Below are 16,509 nucleotides of genomic sequence, written 5' to 3'. Positions count from 1 at the left end.
CTTTTCTCTAACATTCCCCCACTATCGAACCTAAGTGGGCTTTCACACATATGCTAATCTAAAATACATCAATGGAGGATTACCCCATGTATTGGACCTATCCGTATGATTACCGCAACACCTTTCAACCTATATGGCAGGTAGGATATCAGCAAGCTTTAGATTTGATCCAAACTTCCGTCCAAGACGAGCGAAACGATGAATTGTTCTATGAGGAACTGATCAAGCTTGCACCTTCCCCTGAACAGGCGGCCATCATCACGTCGATACGTAATGATGAACGCAGTCATAATGCCATGTTCCGAGCCATGTACCGAGAAATGACTGGTCACGAGGTCTATGGAGTTAGCGATGAGCAGTATTCGCCCGTACGGACGTATTCAGAAGGTATTCAAAAAGCCCTCCAGGGTGAATTGTCCGCGGTAGAGAAATACCGCAAAATCTGGTTTGGGCTCCCTTACGGCATCTATAAAGATACAGTCTATGGTATTATCTTGGATGAGCTCAAGCATGCCAGCAAGTATAATTATTTGTTTGCTTTGAATCGGTAGAAGAAGCATAGTTCAAGGATGCAAAAGCCATATTAAGATCAGTACTGCATACCTTGAATGAAAGAAGGCGAGACCATGTTGTCCATGTTAGGGAAGTTACTCTTAAAACTCTTGATAAATGGCATCATCCTTGTTCCCATCTTGATGTACCTTACGGATACTACATTTATGGGAGCCCTTTCTGCTACGTATACGTTTTCCCTCGTTACCTATATCGCTGTTGATCAACTGTTTTTAAGACTAACGAATAACATAGCCGCTGTACTAGCCGATATTTTATTAACATTTGCCTATTTCTGGCTGGTGCAACGACATTTCTTCGACTGGTCCTTATCGTTTACGGATATGACGATCATCGCGCTTGCTTTTGGTGTGATCGAGTTCTTCCTCCATGCTTATTTTCAAAAAGACAGAGGCCGCATCGGACGGCACAGCTTCCATGAATGAACAAAAAAAAGTCATTAACCTACCAATAGGCTAATGACTTTTTTCCTTATTGTGTTTGCTTCCCTTTCCAGGACATTATCCCACCCTTCAAATGGGACAGCTCGCTAAAACCATGTTTCCGGAGAATTCTCGCGGCTTGCTTGCTTCTCATACCACTGCGGCAGTAGAGATAAATCTGACGATCCCTAGGAATTTCGGCCACTCTTTTCCCCAGTGAAGATAATGGGATATTAACCGCTCCCGGAATGTAGCCTTGCTTCACTTCGCCAGGCTCACGCACATCGATCAAGGCAATCTTATGGTTGTCCGATGCCAAAGCTTCTTGCAGTTGTTCAGACGAAAGATCACGCAGTCCTTTGACCCCTGCAAAACGAGAATAGAAGAACCAAACAATAAAACCTAACGCCACGATATTGAAAATCAACTTGCTATCCATGACCTGCCTCTTTTCTTAAGCACGCATTAACGACTTTTAACTAACAATTCTACAGCCTGCTTGACCATCTTGCTTGTGTCTCTACCCGCTTCTTTTTCCTCCAAAATGCAATTCTCCAAATTGACAGCAACGATTGTAGCAATCGTTTTATCAGCCGCACTGCGCACAGCAGAAATTTGGCTAACGACATCTTTACAATCCTGTTCTTCCTCCATCATGCGCAGAATTCCACGAATCTGGCCTTCCATACGTTTTAAACGTTTCTTCATATCCCCATCGTATATCATAGACGGCCTTCCCCCTATACCTGTATAGGTATATTATTGCCCATGGAACACATAAAAACAATATGGAATCTTGGAGAGGATACCTGTGTTGCTGTATAGGACGTTGACGTATAATAGAGATAGTTTTATTTGAAATTGTGCGGGCCAAAGGAGACACTTATGTCGAATCCCACTGATCATACATCTGTTATTTTGTTCGATGGCGTGTGCTTGCTCTGCAGTAGTGCCGTGCAGTTCATCCTGCGAAACGACCCGAAGGGCGTGTTTCACTTCGCTCCTCTTCAGTCCGAAACTGGACAGCGGCTGCTTGCCCAGCATCAACAGCCCCTTGATCGACTAAGCACCATCGTGCTCATCGAAGGGGATCGTGCTTATACGCGCAGTACGGCTGCGCTGCGGATCGCCCGCCGTCTGCGGGGTGCTTGGCCACTGGCCTCCGCAGCCATCATCATTCCAGCTCCGATCCGCAACTTCGGCTACAGCTTCGTCGCGCGAAATCGCTACCGCTGGTTCGGCCAAACCGAGCACTGCATGCTACCGAAGCCAGAGCATAAGGCTCGGTTCCTCTAGTGAGCCGTCATAGGGCTACGCTTTCCGAAACTCCTTGAATCGGCCGAACATCCAGCAGCATAAACTCAGCGTACCCAGCTGGAAGCTGTGATGCAGCAGTTTCGCGTTCCGCGAAGCTTCCCCCGCCCCGAAGGCGATTAACAGCGGGATGAAGTGCTCTGGTGTCGGCACCGCCAACCCGACATGCGGTGCCCTTTCGTCATATCGAATGAGCGCCTCCACATGCCATGTCTCCAGCTGCTCCGCAAGCCATTCGTCAAACTCCACCGCCCACAGCTGCGGGACGGGATTGTTAGAATCGAGCTTGCGCAAATTATGCACGGTCCCGCCGCTGCCAATAATCAACACCTGCTCCTGCCTTAAAGAGCCCAAAGCCGCGCCAATTCGAATATGTTCTTCCGCTGCCAGCCGCGGATTCACGGACATCGTGACCACGGGGATACGCGCATCGGGATACATGATCGAAAGCGGTCCCCAAGCACCATGATCCAAGCCCCGCCTGTCATCCATTTCACAGCGAATCCCCTCTTGCTCCAGCAATTGCTGAATATGCAGGCTGAGGGTGAGGTCCCCTTTGGCCAGATACTCCATGTCATAAAGATCATCCGAAAAGCCGTAGAAATCATACAGCATCTCTGGCTCAATGGCCGCGCTTATCTTCTGAACATCACTTTCCCAATGTGCGCTGAAAAGGACGATCGCTTTGGGAGTAGGAAGTGACACCGCTAACCGCCGCAGAAACTCTGTATACGCATGTTCCTCAATCGCCAAGCTTGGCGCGCCATGCGCGATAAACAACGAAGGCAGCATCACCATCCAATCCTCTCCCATCCAGCAAATGATTGCCAATTATCTACATTATTCTCGATTCTGTGAAAATAAAACCATAACATCTGCCGCAGGGCTCCCTACCGTCCCACCGCTTTCAGATACCCCTCGATCCCATCCGCTAGGCCTGCCGCCAGCTTCTTCTGGTACGCTGTCTGCGACATGAGCTCGTCCTCTTCTGGATTCGTCATAAATCCGATCTCGACGAGCGTGACAGGCACCTTCGACCAGTTGAATCCACTCAGGTCGTCTCGCGCTGAAAGGCCTCGTCCCTGCTGGCCCGTTGCTTGCTGCAAGCCAGCAAGGAGAAGGGCTGCCGCTTGCTTGCTGGCCGCGGCAATTGGCTTCACCGCGGGCTGCGCGGCTGACGGATACAGCACCGAAAAACCCTTCGTGCCAGGCGAGCTATCGCCATCGGCATGAATGCGGACAACAAGCGCTGCGCCTGCGTCATTCGCCATGTCCGCACGTTGCTTATTGCTGATGTCAACGTCGTGCGTCTCCCTCGTCATCACAACGTGAATCCCGCGCTGCACGAGCTCCGCCTTGAGCAGCTGAGAAACCTCCAGATTGAGCACATACTCTGGTTTCCGCGTGCGGACGCCAGCGGTACCCGAACTGACTTTGGGCTTAGTCTCCCGCGTGTCGGGTCCGACACGCTCAGGCTCGTTATTGCCGACCCGTTGGTGCCCAGGGTCGATCATCACGAGGCGCTGCGATGCGCCCGGCTTCGGCGTTGGCGCAGCGGCAGGCCGGGCAGCCTGCGTGGCGGCGGGCGCCGTTACCGCGGCGGCTGCCGTGGTCGGGCTGGGCGCAGCTGCCGCAGCCGTTGGCGCCGCCACACCAGCGGCAGGCGCGGCTGCCGGACTCGGCTGGGCCGACGCAGTCGCTGTCGCTGTCGGTGGCGTCAGCTCCGCGGTTGACGGCGGCTTGGACCCACAAGCCGCCGCCCCGATACTCACAGCTAGAAGCAAAGCTGTGAGCAGCACTCTTTTAACCATCATCCTTATCCCCTTTCCTCATGCATCTGTATAAAAACAACCTAACATCACGACACTACCATTACCATGCTCAACCATATATGGGAGGTTCCCTATGCAAACATTTTGGCGTTATCTTAGTGACCATTGGCTTTCGATTTCGATTGTTGTTCTTGTCCTGCTCGCATGTTTCTTCGTCTACAAGAACAGAAGCAAGTATATCCGTGGCTGGGACAAGAAATAGATGGAAAACATGTATTTAATAGAACCCACGCCATCAAATAAAAAACACAGCCCCCGCTGCGCAAGCCCAATCGGGTAATCGCTTCTAAAGAGGACTGTGTTTATTGTTGTTCCAACCTACATCTATTTCAATGCTTTCATCGCAATATCTGTACGATAGTGCTTGCCTTCAAAATGGATGCGATCGAGATCGGCATACGCCTTCTGCCGTGCTTCGATGATGTCTTTGCCAAGGCCCGTAATCCCGAGCACACGTCCACCGTTCGTGACGATTTGCCCGTTCTCTACTGCAGTTCCTGCGTGGAACACAAGGGAATCCTGCACTTGATCAAGGCCTGTGATCGGCAATCCTTTTGGATAGTTGCCCGGGTACCCTGGCGAAGCCACGATGACGCAAACAGCGGCTTGGTCACTCCACTCGATCGGCTGCTCAGCCAACGTGCCGTTGTTGATCGCGAGGAAAATATCCAGCAAATCCGTTTTCAATCTTGGCAAAATCACCTGCGTCTCCGGATCACCAAAGCGCGCGTTGAACTCAATCGTTTTCACACCGTTCGGAGTTAAAATCAGACCCGCATACAGCACGCCTTTGAATGGGCGGCCTTCTGCTACCATTGCATCAGCTGTAGGTTGAACGATGTTCACGAGTGCTTCCTGCACGATGGACTCAGGGATATGCGGCAGTGGTGAGTACGTCCCCATTCCGCCTGTGTTTGGTCCTTTATCGTTATCGAAAACTGGCTTATGATCCTGCGAAGGTACCATCAAACGCACCGTTGAACCATCAACGAAGGCCAACAAGGACATTTCTTGTCCGGTCAGGAACTCCTCGATGACGACGCTCGCACCAGATTTACCAAATACCTGACCAACCATGATGTCCTTCAGCGCAGCTTCCGCTTCTTCCATCGTTTGCGCAACCGTAACGCCCTTACCAGCAGCTAAGCCGTCTGCTTTTATAACGATTGGCGCCGTTTGTGTGCGCAAGTAAGAAAGAGCCGGCTCATACGCATCAAAAGACTCATAAGCCGCCGTTGGGATGCTGTATTTCTTAAGCAGCTGCTTCATAAACACTTTGCTGCCTTCAATGATCGCAGCGTTAGCGCGAGGACCGAAGGCTGCAATGCCTTTGGACTCCAAATGATCGACCAAACCTGCCGCTAACGGATCATCTGGCGCTACCATAACCAAATCAATCGCTTGTTCCTTAGCAAATGTGCTGATCTCTTCAAACTGCAGTTCCGTAATCGGCACACATTCCGCTAAACCGGCAATCCCGCCGTTCCCTGGTGCGCAGAACAATTTGCTGACTTTCGGGCTTTTGCTTAGCGCCCATACAATCGCATGCTCGCGTCCGCCTCGTCCAATAACTAATACACGCATTGTGTCGGAAACCCCTCTCATGGGGAATGCCCACGGTCCCCTAACGAATCGTGAGCATTCTCATTGTTTTAGTGTTTAAAGTGACGAACACCTGTCATGACCATGGCAATGCCATTTTCGTTCGCTACACGAATGGATTCTTCGTCTTTAATGGAGCCGCCCGGTTGAATCACCGCTGTGATACCTGCTTTTGCTGCCATTTCGAGCGTGTCGCCCATTGGGAAGAACGCATCGGACGAAAGGACGGAGCCTTTCGCTTTGTCGCCAGCTTGCTCAATCGCGATTTTCGCTGCGCCGACACGGTTCATTTGACCAGCGCCCACGCCCACTGTCATATCGTCAGCCACAAGTACGATGGCGTTAGATTTAACGTGCTTAACTACTTTCCATGCGAAAAGCAACTGCTTCATCTCTTCCGCCGTCGGTTGACGCTCGGAAACGACTTTCAGATCCGCTTCTGTCAGTTGGTAAGCGTCGCTCGCTTGAACAAGCATACCGCCTTCGACTGTTGTGATTACTGGTGAGGATGTACGGCCAGCAATCGTATCCAAACCGGCTACTTTGAGTAGGCGGATGTTTTTCTTTTTAGCTAGAATCTCAAGTGCTTCTGGTGTAAAATCCGGCGCGATCACGATTTCCAAGAAAATCTCATGCAGCAATTGCGCTGTCGCTTCGTCGATTGCACGGTTTGCAGCCACAATTCCGCCGAAAATGGACGTCGGGTCTGCGTTGTACGCTTTCGTGTAAGCTTCCAGCACGTTCGTGCCGATGCCTACACCGCAAGGGTTCATGTGCTTCACGGCAACAACCGCAGGCTCGCTGAACTCCTTAACGATCTGTAGCGCAGTGTTAGCGTCATTAATATTGTTGTACGATAATTCTTTACCGTGTAATTGTTCAGCCGTTGTAATGTTGCCAGCAGCCGCATTCGGCGTGCGATAAAACGCTGCGCTTTGGTGCGGGTTTTCCCCGTAACGAAGCTCTTGCATTTTCTCATACGTCACAGTGTAACGCTCAGGGTAAGGCTCGCCTTGCAGACCAGTCAAGTACTCGCCGATCAACGCATCGTACGCGCCAGTGTGACGGAATACTTTGGCTGCTAGACGTTTACGCGTTTCGAGCGTAGTATCGCCTGTCTCTTGTACTTCTTCCAACACCTTCGCGTAGTCCGTCGTATCGACGATCACGGAAACGAAAGCATGATTTTTCGCTGCGGAACGAAGCATAGTCGGTCCACCGATATCGATGTTTTCGATCGCATCCTCGTACGTCACATCAGGTTTCGCAATCGTCTCGGCAAAAGGATACAAATTCACGACAACCAGATCGATATATGAAAGGCCAAGCTCTTTCATGCTTGCTTGATGCTCCTCGTTGTCACGAACAGCCAGAAGTCCGCCGTGCACGTTCGGGTGAAGTGTTTTCACACGTCCATCCATGATCTCCGGGAACCCTGTAACCTCGGAAATACCGATCACCGGTATTCCTTTCTCCTTCAACAAACTTAGCGTACCGCCTGTGGAAATGATCTCAACGCCCAGCTTCGATAACTCGCTTGCGAACTCAACGATGCCTGTCTTATCAAAAACGGAGATCAGTGCTCTTTTGATTGCCACTATGCTTCCTCCTTAGGGAATGGAATTATTGTATGTGAAAGATATAAGTTCATTAATATGAAAATGATGGTTTCCGTTCGCCGTACCAAGTACCTTAACACCCTTGAGACAGCATGGGGCACTATCCCCTAGACTCAGAAGCCATCGAGAAGCTGGTTGAACTGAGCCATTGGGATTGTGGTGCTAACGCCAGCATGGGGCATTATCCCCTGGGCTCAGAAGCTATCGAGATGCTGGTTGAAATGAGCCATTGGGATAGTGCTGCTAGAGCCAGCATGGCGCATTATCCCCTGGACTCAGAGGCTATCGAGATGCTGGTTGACCTGAGCCATTGGGATAGTGCTGCTAGAGCCAGCATGGTGCATTATCCCCTGGACTCAGAAGCCACCGAGATGCTGGTTGACCTGAGCCATTGGGATAGTGCTGCTAGAGCCAGCAATCCATCATTCCCTACAGCCGCACGCTCACCCTGCGGCCGTCGATGCTCACGCGGCCCTCGCGCAACCACCGCACGACCTGCGGCAGCAGCACGTGCTCAGCCGCATGGATTCGCTCCGTGAGCGAATCGGCTGTCTCGTGCTCGTGGATCTCCACGGCACGCTGCGCAATGATCGGGCCGGAGTCCAGCCCGCCATCGACGAAATGCACCGTGACGCCGGTCTGCTTCACGCCATAGTCCACGGCCTGCTCCACTGCGCGCACGCCAGGGAACGACGGCAACAACGATGGATGAATGTTAATCATCCGCCCGAAAAACGGCTCAACTAGCACATTCGTAATGATCCGCATGTAACCTGCCATGACGACCAGATCAATCTGGCGATCCTGCAGCTCTTTCAACACAAGCGTTTCATACGCCTCACGGCTCTCGTACTCTTTTGGATTAAAAACAAACACAGGCACCTTCGCTTCCCTAGCGCGTTCAACAACGAACGCATTCGGTCGATCACAGACAAGAAGCTCGATGCTGACATCAAGCTTCCCCTTCTGTACCTGATCTACGATAGCTTGGAAATTCGAGCCGCTGCCCGAAGCCATAACCGCAATGCGATAAGGCTGCATTACACGTCAGCTCCTTGGAACGTAACCACACGCTCGCCTTCTGTTACTACACCTAAACGGTATGCTTTCTCGCCTTGCGCTTCTGCTGCAGCAATCGCTTTCTCTGCATCGTCAGCCGCTACGATGACAACCATCCCGATTCCCATGTTGAACGTGCGGAACATATCATTGTTCGTGATGTTACCTACACGCTGCATCAAGGAGAAAATCGGAAGGATCGGCCATGATCCATATTGGATATCCACGTTCACGCCATCCGGCAGAACCCGCGGAATATTTTCGATAAAACCGCCACCTGTAATGTGCGCCATCCCTTTGATCGCTACGTCTTCCAACATAGCCAAAACTGGCTTCACATACAACTTCGTTGGCTCCAGAAGCACATTACCAAGCTTGTCGCCAAGCTCTTCCACATGCCCTTGAAGGGTATACCCGTTATCTTCTAGCAAAAGCTTGCGCACAAGCGAGAACCCGTTACTGTGCACACCACTGGAAGCTAGTCCTAGCACGACATCTCCAGGACGGATCGTTGTTCCGTCGATGATCTTTTTCTTGTCGACGATTCCAACCGTAAAGCCTGCAATGTCATACTCCCCTTGTGCATACATGCCAGGCATTTCCGCCGTTTCACCACCGATGAGTGAGCAACCAGATTGCGCACAACCGTCGGCGATCCCTTTAATAATCGCTTCAATTTTCTCTGGAATGACTTTATCGCAAGCCAGATAGTCAAGGAAGAACAATGGCTCTGCGCCTTGAACGATAATATCGTTCACACACATCGCAACCGCGTCGATCCCGATCGTATCATGCTTATCCATGGCAAAAGCGATCTTCAGCTTCGTGCCTACGCCGTCCGTACCCGATACGAGTACTGGCTCCTCATACTTGTCTTTGTTCAAGCTGAACAGCCCGCCGAAGCCTCCGAGGTCCGTTAACACTTCAGGACGGAATGTCCGTTTGACGTGCTTTTTCATCCGTTCTACTGCTTCGTTCCCCGCCGCGATATCGACGCCAGCTTGTTTGTAAGCATCCGACACTGAGCAACACTCCTTCGATTTGTCTATGTATGGGGAGGTCACTAGACCCCCGTTTTCTCTTTAGTTATCTCTGTCTCTGTCTCTAATCACACGCACAGCCAACCTTCGTCACATCGACGATTTCGGTTGGATAGCTGTTGTCGAAGCAAGCCGTGCAATATCCGCTAGCCGAACCTGCGGAACCTTGACCGATGGAATCGAGCAAACCTTCCTTCGTCAGGAAGTGAAGCGAATCCGCGTTGATCGCTTTGCGAATCTCTTCGATCGAGTTCATAGCCGCGATCAGCTCTTTGCGGTCCGGCGTATCGATTCCGTAGTAGCACGGGTTCATGAATGGCGGCGACGAAATCCGCACATGCACTTCCGTTGCCCCCGCCTCACGCAGCAGGTTAACGATGCGCAGCGAGGTTGTTCCACGAACGATGGAGTCATCGATCATCACAACACGCTTGCCTTCGACCACTTTGCGAACTGCGCTCAGCTTCATTTTGACCCCTTGCTCACGAAGCTCTTGGCTTGGAATGATGAACGTCCGCCCCGTGTATCGGTTCTTGATTAGACCCAGCTCATAAGGGATTCCCGTTTGTTCCGCAAAACCAATCGCCGCCGAAATACTGGAATCTGGTACGCCAGTCACTACATCCGCATCCACGAAAGCTTCCATCGCCAGACGTTTACCCATCCGCTTACGTGCGGAGTGAATGTTCACCGTGTCAATATCGCTGTCAGGACGAGCGAAGTAGATGTATTCCATCGCACAAATTGCACGTCTGCTACCCTCAGCAAAACGCTCCGAACGGAAGCCGTCACGATCAATGACGATGATTTCACCAGGCTGTACATCACGGAAATACGTTGCGCCAACCGCGTCGAACGCACAACTCTCCGAAGCGAACAAGTACGCCTCGCCAAGACGACCGATCATGAAAGGACGCAACCCATTCGGATCCAGCGCCGCAATCAATCTGTCCTTCGTAATAATGAGGAACGCGAAACCGCCGATGACTTGATTCATCGCATCTTTCACAGCTTCCACGATATCATCATGCTCGGAACGAGCAATCAGATGCGCCATAACCTCAGTATCACTAGTCGTTTGGAAAATGGAGCCCTTCCGCTCTAACTCACGCTTGATGATGTTGGCGTTGTCCAAGTTCCCGTTCGTTGCAATCGCAAGATCGCCCTCACGGTATTTGAAAACGAGCGGCTGTGCATTCGCCAGCTTGCTCTCGCCTGCTGTTGAATAACGTACATGTGCGATAGCGGTTGAACCCGTAAGAGGATGTAAATTTTCATTGGTAAATACCTCTTTGGCCAATCCCATACCGCGATAATAATGAAACTTGCCTTCATCCACCGTACAGATGCCGGCACTTTCCTGCCCACGATGCTGAAGGGCATGCAGCCCGTAGTAGCACAGCGAGGAAGCGTCGGGATGACCGTACACCCCGAACACGCCGCACTCCTCATTCAGCTTATCGAACAATCCGCCTTGGCCGCCAATACCTTCGTTGTAATATTCTCCTGTCCAAAGCTCATGCTGTCCATTCTCAAGTTGTACTTGTGGCGCCGCAGGAAGCTTTAGGGCCTTGGATTGTTTCACGCCATTAGACATGGAATCGCATCCTTCCAGACTTTCGCCAGCTCGGCAACCGAGGACTGGAGACGCTGTTCGTCATTGATTTTCACAGTCAGGTAGGAACCTGTTACTTTTCCGATTTCTTGATAAGGTACGCCTTGGGAAGCGATCCAGTGTTTCAGAGCATCTGCTTTGTCAGGTGTTGCACTCAGCAAAATACGGGATTGTGTTTCACTGAACAATGCGAAGTCAGGACGAAGCTCGGACGCTACGTTCACTTCTGCGCCGATGTTGCCGCTGATGCAGCTTTCTGCAAGCGCCACAGCCAAACCGCCCTCGGACAAGTCATGCGCAGAGGCAACAAGACCTTCTTGAATCGCTTTTAGTACTGCGTTTTGCAGGCGTTTCTCTGTCGCCAAGTCCAACTCTGGTGGACGACCTTCAGTAACACCGTGAATCACATATTGGAATTCGCTGCCGCCGAGCTCCGCTTTCGTCTCGCCAAGCAGGATAATGATGTCGCCTTCGTTTTTGAAGTTTTGTGTTGTGATGTGGTCCACGTCATGAACGAGACCAACCATCCCGATAACCGGCGTCGGGTAGATCGCGCCTTTGGCATTCTCGTTATAGAGCGAGACGTTACCGCCGATAACTGGCGTATCCAAGAAGCGGCAAGCTTCCGCCATACCGTCTGTGGATTTCTCCAGCTGCCAGAAGATCTCAGGCTTGTCCGGGGAACCAAAGTTCAGGTTATCCGTCACTGCAAGCGGCTCCGCACCGGAACAAACGATGTTACGCGCAGCTTCGGAAACCGCGATACGACCGCCCACTTCCGGATCCAGGTACACGTAGCGTCCGTTACAATCCGTTGTCATCGCAAGACCTTTGCGCGTACCGCGGATGGTTACTACTGCTGCGTCCGAACCTGGACGCACAGCTGTTTCTGTACGAACCATGTAATCGTACTGGTTATAAACCCACTCTTTGCTCGCGACCGTCGGGGACGCCAACACAGATTTCAGTGCATCCGTCAGCTTCACGACTTCCTCGTAACGAGTCGTGTCTACCGCTGCGCCTGCTTCGTAGTAAGCCGGCACTTTGCTCGGCTTATTGTAAACCGGGCACTCGTCAACGAGTGCGCCAACAGGCATGTTCCCCACGACTTCACCGTGGTGGATCAACTTCAGGTAACCGTCGTCGGTTACCTTACCGACTTTCGCGCAGTGCAAGCCCCAGCGCTCGAAAATACCTTTTGCTTGCGCCTCATGCTTTGGCTCCACAACGAAAAGCATACGCTCTTGGGACTCGGACAGCATCATTTCATACGCTGTCATGCCTTCTTCGCGTTGCGGCACTTCATCCAGGTACAGCTCCATGCCGTTACCTGCTTTACTTGCCATCTCAGCGGAGGAACAAGTAAGTCCCGCTGCACCCATATCTTGAATCCCGAGTACAATACCGGAATTAATTAGCTCTAAGCATGCTTCTAGAACTAGCTTTTCCATGAACGGATCGCCCACTTGAACCGCTGGACGTTTCGCCTCAGACTCAGCTGTCAGCTCCTCGGATGCGAACGTCGCACCGTGGATCCCATCGCGGCCCGTTGCTGGGCCTACGTAGAAGACTGGGTTGCCAACACCTTTGGCAACACCGCGTTGAATCATGTTGTGGTCGATAAGACCCACACACATCGCATTAACGAGCGGGTTCCCCTCGTAGCTCTCGTCGAACATCACTTCGCCGCCGACGGTCGGAATCCCGATACAGTTACCGTATCCAGCGATACCAGAGACAACGTGCTCGAACAAGTATTTCACGCGATCGTTTTGCAGCTTACCGAAACGCAAAGAGTTTAATAATGCCACTGGGCGCGCGCCCATGGAGAAAATATCACGAATAATACCGCCCACACCTGTCGCTGCGCCTTGGTAAGGCTCGATCGCGGAAGGGTGGTTATGACTTTCAATTTTGAACACAACCGCTTGGTTGTCTCCGATATCTACAATCCCTGCACCTTCACCAGGTCCCATCAGAACGCGAGGTCCTGTTACAGGGAATTTGCGAAGCACAGGTTTGGAATTTTTGTAAGAACAATGCTCAGACCACATAACGCTGAAAACGCCGATCTCGACATAGTTCGGATTGCGTCCAAGGAAGCCGCAAATTTTGGCATACTCGTCGTCTGTAACGCCCATTTGCTTGTAAATTTTCTGTTCCGCGATTTGTTCGGCCGTTGGTTCCTTAGCGGATAGCTGCTGCGTCATGTTTTTCCCTCCAAGCACTCAAGATTGATGTAAACATTCTTTTTCCGTCAGCAGATCCTAGAATCTCATGAACGGCACGCTCTGGATGAGGCATCATACCCACAACGTTTCCTGCCCTGTTGCTAATTCCTGCGATATCATCAAGTGATCCATTCGGGTTGTTGCCCGCTTCATAACGGAACACGATTTGGTTGTTTTCTTGCAGTTCCTTCAGTGTTTCTTCGTCACAATAGTAGTTGCCTTCGCCATGTGCGATCGGAATGTTGATCAATTCACCCTCGGCATAATCACGCGTGAACGCCGTTGTGTTGTTCTCAACTCTCAGAAGCGCTTGGTGACAGCGGAACTTCATGCCGTTATTGCGCAGCAAAGCGCCTGGCAGCAAACGAGCTTCCGTCAACACTTGGAATCCGTTACAAATACCTAGAATGTACTTGCCTTCTTCCGCAGCTTTCACAACAGCTTTCATGACGTTCGTGAACTGAGCGATCGCTCCGCAACGCAGGTAATCCCCGTAAGAGAATCCACCTGGCACTAGGATACAATCATATTTGGACAAGTCGCCGTCCGTATGCCACACATAGTCAACTGGTTGACCAATTGTATCTTCAATCGCTTTGTACAAGTCGATATCGCAATTCGATCCCGGGAACACAAGAACCGCAAAATTCATGACTTCTTCCTCCTAAAAGTTCTGGATTAACTTGTGTCTCTTACACCAATTCGTAACGGTAGTCTTCGATCACTGTGTTCGCAAGCAGCTTCTCGCACATTGCTTTTACGCGTGTTTCCGCTTCTGCTCTGTCCGTTGTACCTAGCTCAAGCTCCAAATATTTACCGATGCGCACTTTGCCAACTTCTTCGAAGCCCATGGAGTGAAGTGCTCCTTGTACGGCAGTTCCTTGTACGTCCAATACGTTCTGCTTAATTGTTACGTAGACTGTTGCTTTCATTGTGAAATCGCTCCTCAGCGTTATTTTTAATCAACCAAGCGGTGCAAAATTTCTTTATATCGGTTCGACGTCTCTTCCACGACAGATGCGGGAAGCTCGTCTGGCTCACTATTTTTATCCCAATTGGATCCCGCTAAGTACGTGCGAACAGGCTCTTTGTCCATGGAATCGATCTCGATATCCAGGGCATATTTATCTTGGGACCAGTAACGGGAAGAATCCGGCGTGAAAATTTCATCAATGATAATAAGTTCGCCAGCATAAAAACCGAATTCAAACTTCGTATCGGCCAAAATAATGCCTTTTTGCTCGCAAATGCTATGCGCCAGCGTGTACAGCATGATGCTGCGCTCTTGCAGCGCGTATGTCAGCTCTTCGCCGACAAGCTCGATCATTTGTTCAATGGAAATGTCCTCATCGTGACCTACATCGTTTTTCGCAGCAGGTGTGAAAATCGGATCGTTCAAGCGCTGGTTTTTCCGCAAGCCTTCTGGCAGCTTTTTACCGTTAATTTCGCCGGTTTTCTCGTACTGTCTCCAGCCGTTCCCCGTGATGTAGCCGCGAACTACGCACTCAATGGAGATGCGGTCAGCCTTTTTTGCCACAATGATACGCTCTTTCAGCACTTCCCGATCCTCGGCGCTAGGAATAATCGCGTGAAGCTTCTCCACGTCCGTGTGAATGATGTGATTATTCATATACCCGCTCGTAATGCCGAACCAGTATTTGCTTAGCGCATTCAGTACATAGCCCTTGTCTGGAACACCTGGTTTCAAAATATAGTCAAAAGCCGAAATGCGATCCGTTACGACAATCAAAAAGCTATCGCCCAAATCATACAGCTCACGCACTTTGCCTTTATGCACCAGAGGGGCATTAATCATTTCTTCTGCTGAATTCAAAATTGCATTTGCCACGAACATTGCACCCCTTCCTGCTTCTTTCATGTCTCTTCTATTTCAAACCTAAACGGTCAAAGATCGTGCTTACATGCTTCAAATGCCAGCTCGGATCGAAGCAATCTGCGATTTCTTCCGGGCTAAGCACTTCGGTGATGACCGATGTGTTCTCCACAATTTCACGGAAGGAACGTTGCTCTTCCCATGCTTGCATCGCTCTTGGCTGTACCGTATCGTACGCTTGCTCACGAGCAAAACCTTTGTCGATCAGCTTCGTCATGACGCGGCCAGAGAAAGGAACATCATACGTGCTGCGCATGTTGCGTTTCATGTTCTCCGGGAACACCGTCAAATTCTTGATGATGTTGCCAAGGCGGTTCAACATGTAGTTGAGCAACTGCGTCGCATCTGGCAAAATAATACGCTCAACGGAGGAGTGCGAAATGTCGCGCTCATGCCAAAGCGTTACGTTCTCGTAAGCGGACACCATGTGCCCACGGATCACGCGGGATAGACCAGAAATGCTTTCGCAGCCGATTGGGTTACGTTTGTGCGGCATTGCGGAGGAACCTTTTTGACCTTTTGCAAACGGCTCTTCCACTTCACGGAACTCACTCTTCTGAAGGGCGCGAATTTCTGTTGCAAATTTATCTAGGGATGTTGCTACCAATGCTAATGTCGCCATGTAGTCAGCGTGACGGTCACGCTGCAACGTTTGCGTGGAGATCGGAGCTGGTGTTGTGCCTAGCTTCTCGCACACATATTGCTCAACGAACGGATCAATGTTCGCGTACGTGCCTACAGCACCGGAAATTTTACCGAACTGCACGCCATCCGCAGCCAAGCGGAAGCGCTCCAGGTTACGTTTCATTTCCTCGTACCATAGCGCCATTTTCAAACCAAATGTCGTTGGCTCTGCGTGAACACCATGCGTTCTGCCCATCATCGCTGTATCTCTATGTTCAATCGCTTTATTACGAAGGATTTCGATGAAGTTCTGGATGTCTTTGTCCAAAATTTCGTTCGCTTGTCTCAAAAGGTAGCCAAGTGCTGTATCGACAACGTCAGTGGACGTTAAGCCGTAGTGCACCCATTTGCGCTCAGGTCCGAGCGTCTCGGATACCGCTCTTGTGAATGCGATCACGTCGTGGCGCGTCTCTTGCTCGATTTCGTAAATACGGTCGATGTTGAAGCTTGCCTTCTCACGAAGCACCTTCACATCTTCTTTCGGGATTACACCTAGCTCAGCCCAAGCCTCACAAGAAAGAATTTCAACCTCAAGCCATGCGTTAAATTTGTTCTCTTCCGTCCAAATGCGTGCCATCTCAGGGCGTGTGTAACGTTCAATCATTTTATCCGTTCCTCCAATAA

At 50.9% G+C, this 16,509-nt stretch carries 18 protein-coding genes; 4 read left to right on the top strand and 14 right to left on the bottom strand.

Going from position 1 to position 16,509, the window contains the following annotated elements; all coding sequences use genetic code 11:
* The first annotated feature begins 86 nt into the window (after positions 1 to 86).
* On the top strand, positions 87 to 551 hold the full coding sequence (locus MJB10_RS02780; RefSeq protein WP_314801546.1) for a ferritin-like domain-containing protein: 465 nt from the start codon (positions 87 to 89) through the stop codon (positions 549 to 551).
* Between the two features lie 75 nt (positions 552 to 626).
* Positions 627 to 998, top strand: a complete 372-nt coding sequence (locus MJB10_RS02775) for a DUF2512 family protein (protein WP_314801544.1) — start codon at positions 627 to 629, stop codon at positions 996 to 998.
* Between the two features lie 46 nt (positions 999 to 1,044).
* Here the strand turns inward: MJB10_RS02775 and MJB10_RS02770 are convergent, their stop codons facing one another.
* On the bottom strand, positions 1,045 to 1,434 hold the full coding sequence (locus MJB10_RS02770) for a rhodanese-like domain-containing protein (RefSeq protein ID WP_314801542.1): 390 nt from the start codon (positions 1,432 to 1,434) through the stop codon (positions 1,045 to 1,047).
* Between the two features lie 26 nt (positions 1,435 to 1,460).
* Positions 1,461 to 1,721, bottom strand: coding sequence for a metal-sensitive transcriptional regulator (locus MJB10_RS02765; RefSeq protein ID WP_314801540.1), 261 nt, complete (start codon positions 1,719 to 1,721; stop codon positions 1,461 to 1,463).
* Positions 1,722 to 1,880: 159 nt separating this feature from the next.
* Between MJB10_RS02765 and MJB10_RS02760 the strand changes: the two genes are divergently transcribed.
* Complete coding sequence (locus tag MJB10_RS02760; protein ID WP_314801538.1) at positions 1,881 to 2,291, top strand: thiol-disulfide oxidoreductase DCC family protein; 411 nt, start codon at positions 1,881 to 1,883, stop codon at positions 2,289 to 2,291.
* A 15-nt stretch (positions 2,292 to 2,306) separates the two neighbouring features.
* Here MJB10_RS02760 and MJB10_RS02755 read toward each other — a convergent pair whose 3' ends face one another.
* Positions 2,307 to 3,107, bottom strand: a complete 801-nt coding sequence (locus MJB10_RS02755; RefSeq protein WP_314801536.1) for a DODA-type extradiol aromatic ring-opening family dioxygenase — start codon at positions 3,105 to 3,107, stop codon at positions 2,307 to 2,309.
* A 92-nt stretch (positions 3,108 to 3,199) separates the two neighbouring features.
* Positions 3,200 to 4,120, bottom strand: coding sequence for an N-acetylmuramoyl-L-alanine amidase (locus MJB10_RS02750; protein WP_314801534.1), 921 nt, complete (start codon positions 4,118 to 4,120; stop codon positions 3,200 to 3,202).
* Positions 4,121 to 4,214: 94 nt separating this feature from the next.
* On the opposite strand from MJB10_RS02750, the gene MJB10_RS02745 reads away from it, so the two are divergent.
* Positions 4,215 to 4,343 carry a hypothetical protein gene (locus MJB10_RS02745; protein WP_314801533.1) on the top strand — a complete coding sequence of 43 codons (129 nt, stop codon included), beginning with the start codon at positions 4,215 to 4,217 and terminating at the stop codon, positions 4,341 to 4,343.
* 122 nt (positions 4,344 to 4,465) lie between these two features.
* Here the strand turns inward: MJB10_RS02745 and purD are convergent, their stop codons facing one another.
* From purD to purB, 10 genes are all read right to left on the bottom strand, one after another.
* Entirely contained in the window at positions 4,466 to 5,725 is a 1,260-nt protein-coding gene (purD, locus tag MJB10_RS02740; protein WP_314801531.1) for a phosphoribosylamine--glycine ligase, read from the bottom strand.
* Positions 5,726 to 5,793: 68 nt separating this feature from the next.
* Positions 5,794 to 7,341, bottom strand: coding sequence for a bifunctional phosphoribosylaminoimidazolecarboxamide formyltransferase/IMP cyclohydrolase (purH, locus tag MJB10_RS02735; RefSeq protein WP_314801530.1), 1,548 nt, complete (start codon positions 7,339 to 7,341; stop codon positions 5,794 to 5,796).
* 450 nt (positions 7,342 to 7,791) lie between these two features.
* Positions 7,792 to 8,403, bottom strand: coding sequence for a phosphoribosylglycinamide formyltransferase (gene purN / locus MJB10_RS02730; RefSeq protein ID WP_314801528.1), 612 nt, complete (start codon positions 8,401 to 8,403; stop codon positions 7,792 to 7,794).
* Positions 8,403 to 9,443: a phosphoribosylformylglycinamidine cyclo-ligase gene (gene purM, locus MJB10_RS02725; protein WP_314801526.1), complete on the bottom strand. Its 1,041-nt coding sequence runs from the start codon at positions 9,441 to 9,443 to the stop codon at positions 8,403 to 8,405. The genes purN and purM overlap by 1 nt, the downstream gene beginning before the upstream one ends.
* An 82-nt stretch (positions 9,444 to 9,525) precedes the next feature.
* The gene (gene purF / locus MJB10_RS02720) at positions 9,526 to 11,058 is read right to left on the bottom strand and encodes an amidophosphoribosyltransferase (protein WP_314801524.1); all 1,533 of its coding nucleotides are present in this window, start codon (positions 11,056 to 11,058) and stop codon (positions 9,526 to 9,528) included.
* The gene (gene purL, locus MJB10_RS02715) at positions 11,043 to 13,286 is read right to left on the bottom strand and encodes a phosphoribosylformylglycinamidine synthase subunit PurL (protein WP_314801522.1); all 2,244 of its coding nucleotides are present in this window, start codon (positions 13,284 to 13,286) and stop codon (positions 11,043 to 11,045) included. Before purL ends, purF begins: the two co-directional genes overlap by 16 nt.
* Positions 13,264 to 13,959 carry a phosphoribosylformylglycinamidine synthase subunit PurQ gene (gene purQ / locus MJB10_RS02710; protein WP_314801521.1) on the bottom strand — a complete coding sequence of 232 codons (696 nt, stop codon included), beginning with the start codon at positions 13,957 to 13,959 and terminating at the stop codon, positions 13,264 to 13,266. The genes purL and purQ overlap by 23 nt, the downstream gene beginning before the upstream one ends.
* 40 nt (positions 13,960 to 13,999) lie before the next feature.
* Entirely contained in the window at positions 14,000 to 14,239 is a 240-nt protein-coding gene (gene purS, locus MJB10_RS02705; protein WP_065850552.1) for a phosphoribosylformylglycinamidine synthase subunit PurS, read from the bottom strand.
* Between the two features lie 26 nt (positions 14,240 to 14,265).
* Positions 14,266 to 15,162 (bottom strand): phosphoribosylaminoimidazolesuccinocarboxamide synthase, encoded by an 897-nt coding sequence (locus tag MJB10_RS02700; RefSeq protein WP_314801515.1) that lies wholly within the window; start codon positions 15,160 to 15,162, stop codon positions 14,266 to 14,268.
* Positions 15,163 to 15,193: 31 nt separating this feature from the next.
* Positions 15,194 to 16,489, bottom strand: coding sequence for an adenylosuccinate lyase (gene purB / locus MJB10_RS02695; protein ID WP_314801513.1), 1,296 nt, complete (start codon positions 16,487 to 16,489; stop codon positions 15,194 to 15,196).
* Positions 16,490 to 16,509 lie beyond the last annotated feature (20 nt).

This window comes from Paenibacillus sp. MBLB1832, from assembly GCF_032271945.1.
Lineage (GTDB): Bacteria > Bacillota > Bacilli > Paenibacillales > NBRC-103111 > Paenibacillus_E > Paenibacillus_E roseopurpureus.
The sequence above is the reverse complement of the archived record's forward strand: the minus strand, read 5'-3'. Positions and strand labels throughout refer to the sequence as shown.

Bases quoted from the DNA above. Each gene is read 5' to 3' on its own strand.
- purB (WP_314801513.1), bottom strand. From the start codon at position 16,489: ATGATTGAACGTTACACACGCCCTGAGATGGCACGCATTTGGACGGAA.
- MJB10_RS02700 (WP_314801515.1), bottom strand. From the start codon at position 15,162: ATGTTCGTGGCAAATGCAATTTTGAATTCAGCAGAAGAAATGATTAAT.
- MJB10_RS02760 (WP_314801538.1), top strand. From the start codon at position 1,881: ATGTCGAATCCCACTGATCATACATCTGTTATTTTGTTCGATGGCGTG.
- purL (WP_314801522.1), bottom strand. From the start codon at position 13,286: ATGACGCAGCAGCTATCCGCTAAGGAACCAACGGCCGAACAAATCGCG.
- MJB10_RS02775 (WP_314801544.1), top strand. From the start codon at position 627: ATGTTGTCCATGTTAGGGAAGTTACTCTTAAAACTCTTGATAAATGGC.
- MJB10_RS02765 (WP_314801540.1), bottom strand. From the start codon at position 1,721: ATGATATACGATGGGGATATGAAGAAACGTTTAAAACGTATGGAAGGC.
- MJB10_RS02750 (WP_314801534.1), bottom strand. From the start codon at position 4,120: ATGGTTAAAAGAGTGCTGCTCACAGCTTTGCTTCTAGCTGTGAGTATC.
- purN (WP_314801528.1), bottom strand. From the start codon at position 8,403: ATGCAGCCTTATCGCATTGCGGTTATGGCTTCGGGCAGCGGCTCGAAT.
- purS (WP_065850552.1), bottom strand. From the start codon at position 14,239: ATGAAAGCAACAGTCTACGTAACAATTAAGCAGAACGTATTGGACGTA.
- purQ (WP_314801521.1), bottom strand. From the start codon at position 13,959: ATGAATTTTGCGGTTCTTGTGTTCCCGGGATCGAATTGCGATATCGAC.
- MJB10_RS02770 (WP_314801542.1), bottom strand. From the start codon at position 1,434: ATGGATAGCAAGTTGATTTTCAATATCGTGGCGTTAGGTTTTATTGTT.
- MJB10_RS02780 (WP_314801546.1), top strand. From the start codon at position 87: ATGTATTGGACCTATCCGTATGATTACCGCAACACCTTTCAACCTATA.
- purF (WP_314801524.1), bottom strand. From the start codon at position 11,058: ATGTCTAATGGCGTGAAACAATCCAAGGCCCTAAAGCTTCCTGCGGCG.
- purD (WP_314801531.1), bottom strand. From the start codon at position 5,725: ATGCGTGTATTAGTTATTGGACGAGGCGGACGCGAGCATGCGATTGTA.
- MJB10_RS02755 (WP_314801536.1), bottom strand. From the start codon at position 3,107: ATGGTGATGCTGCCTTCGTTGTTTATCGCGCATGGCGCGCCAAGCTTG.
- MJB10_RS02745 (WP_314801533.1), top strand. From the start codon at position 4,215: ATGCAAACATTTTGGCGTTATCTTAGTGACCATTGGCTTTCGATTTCG.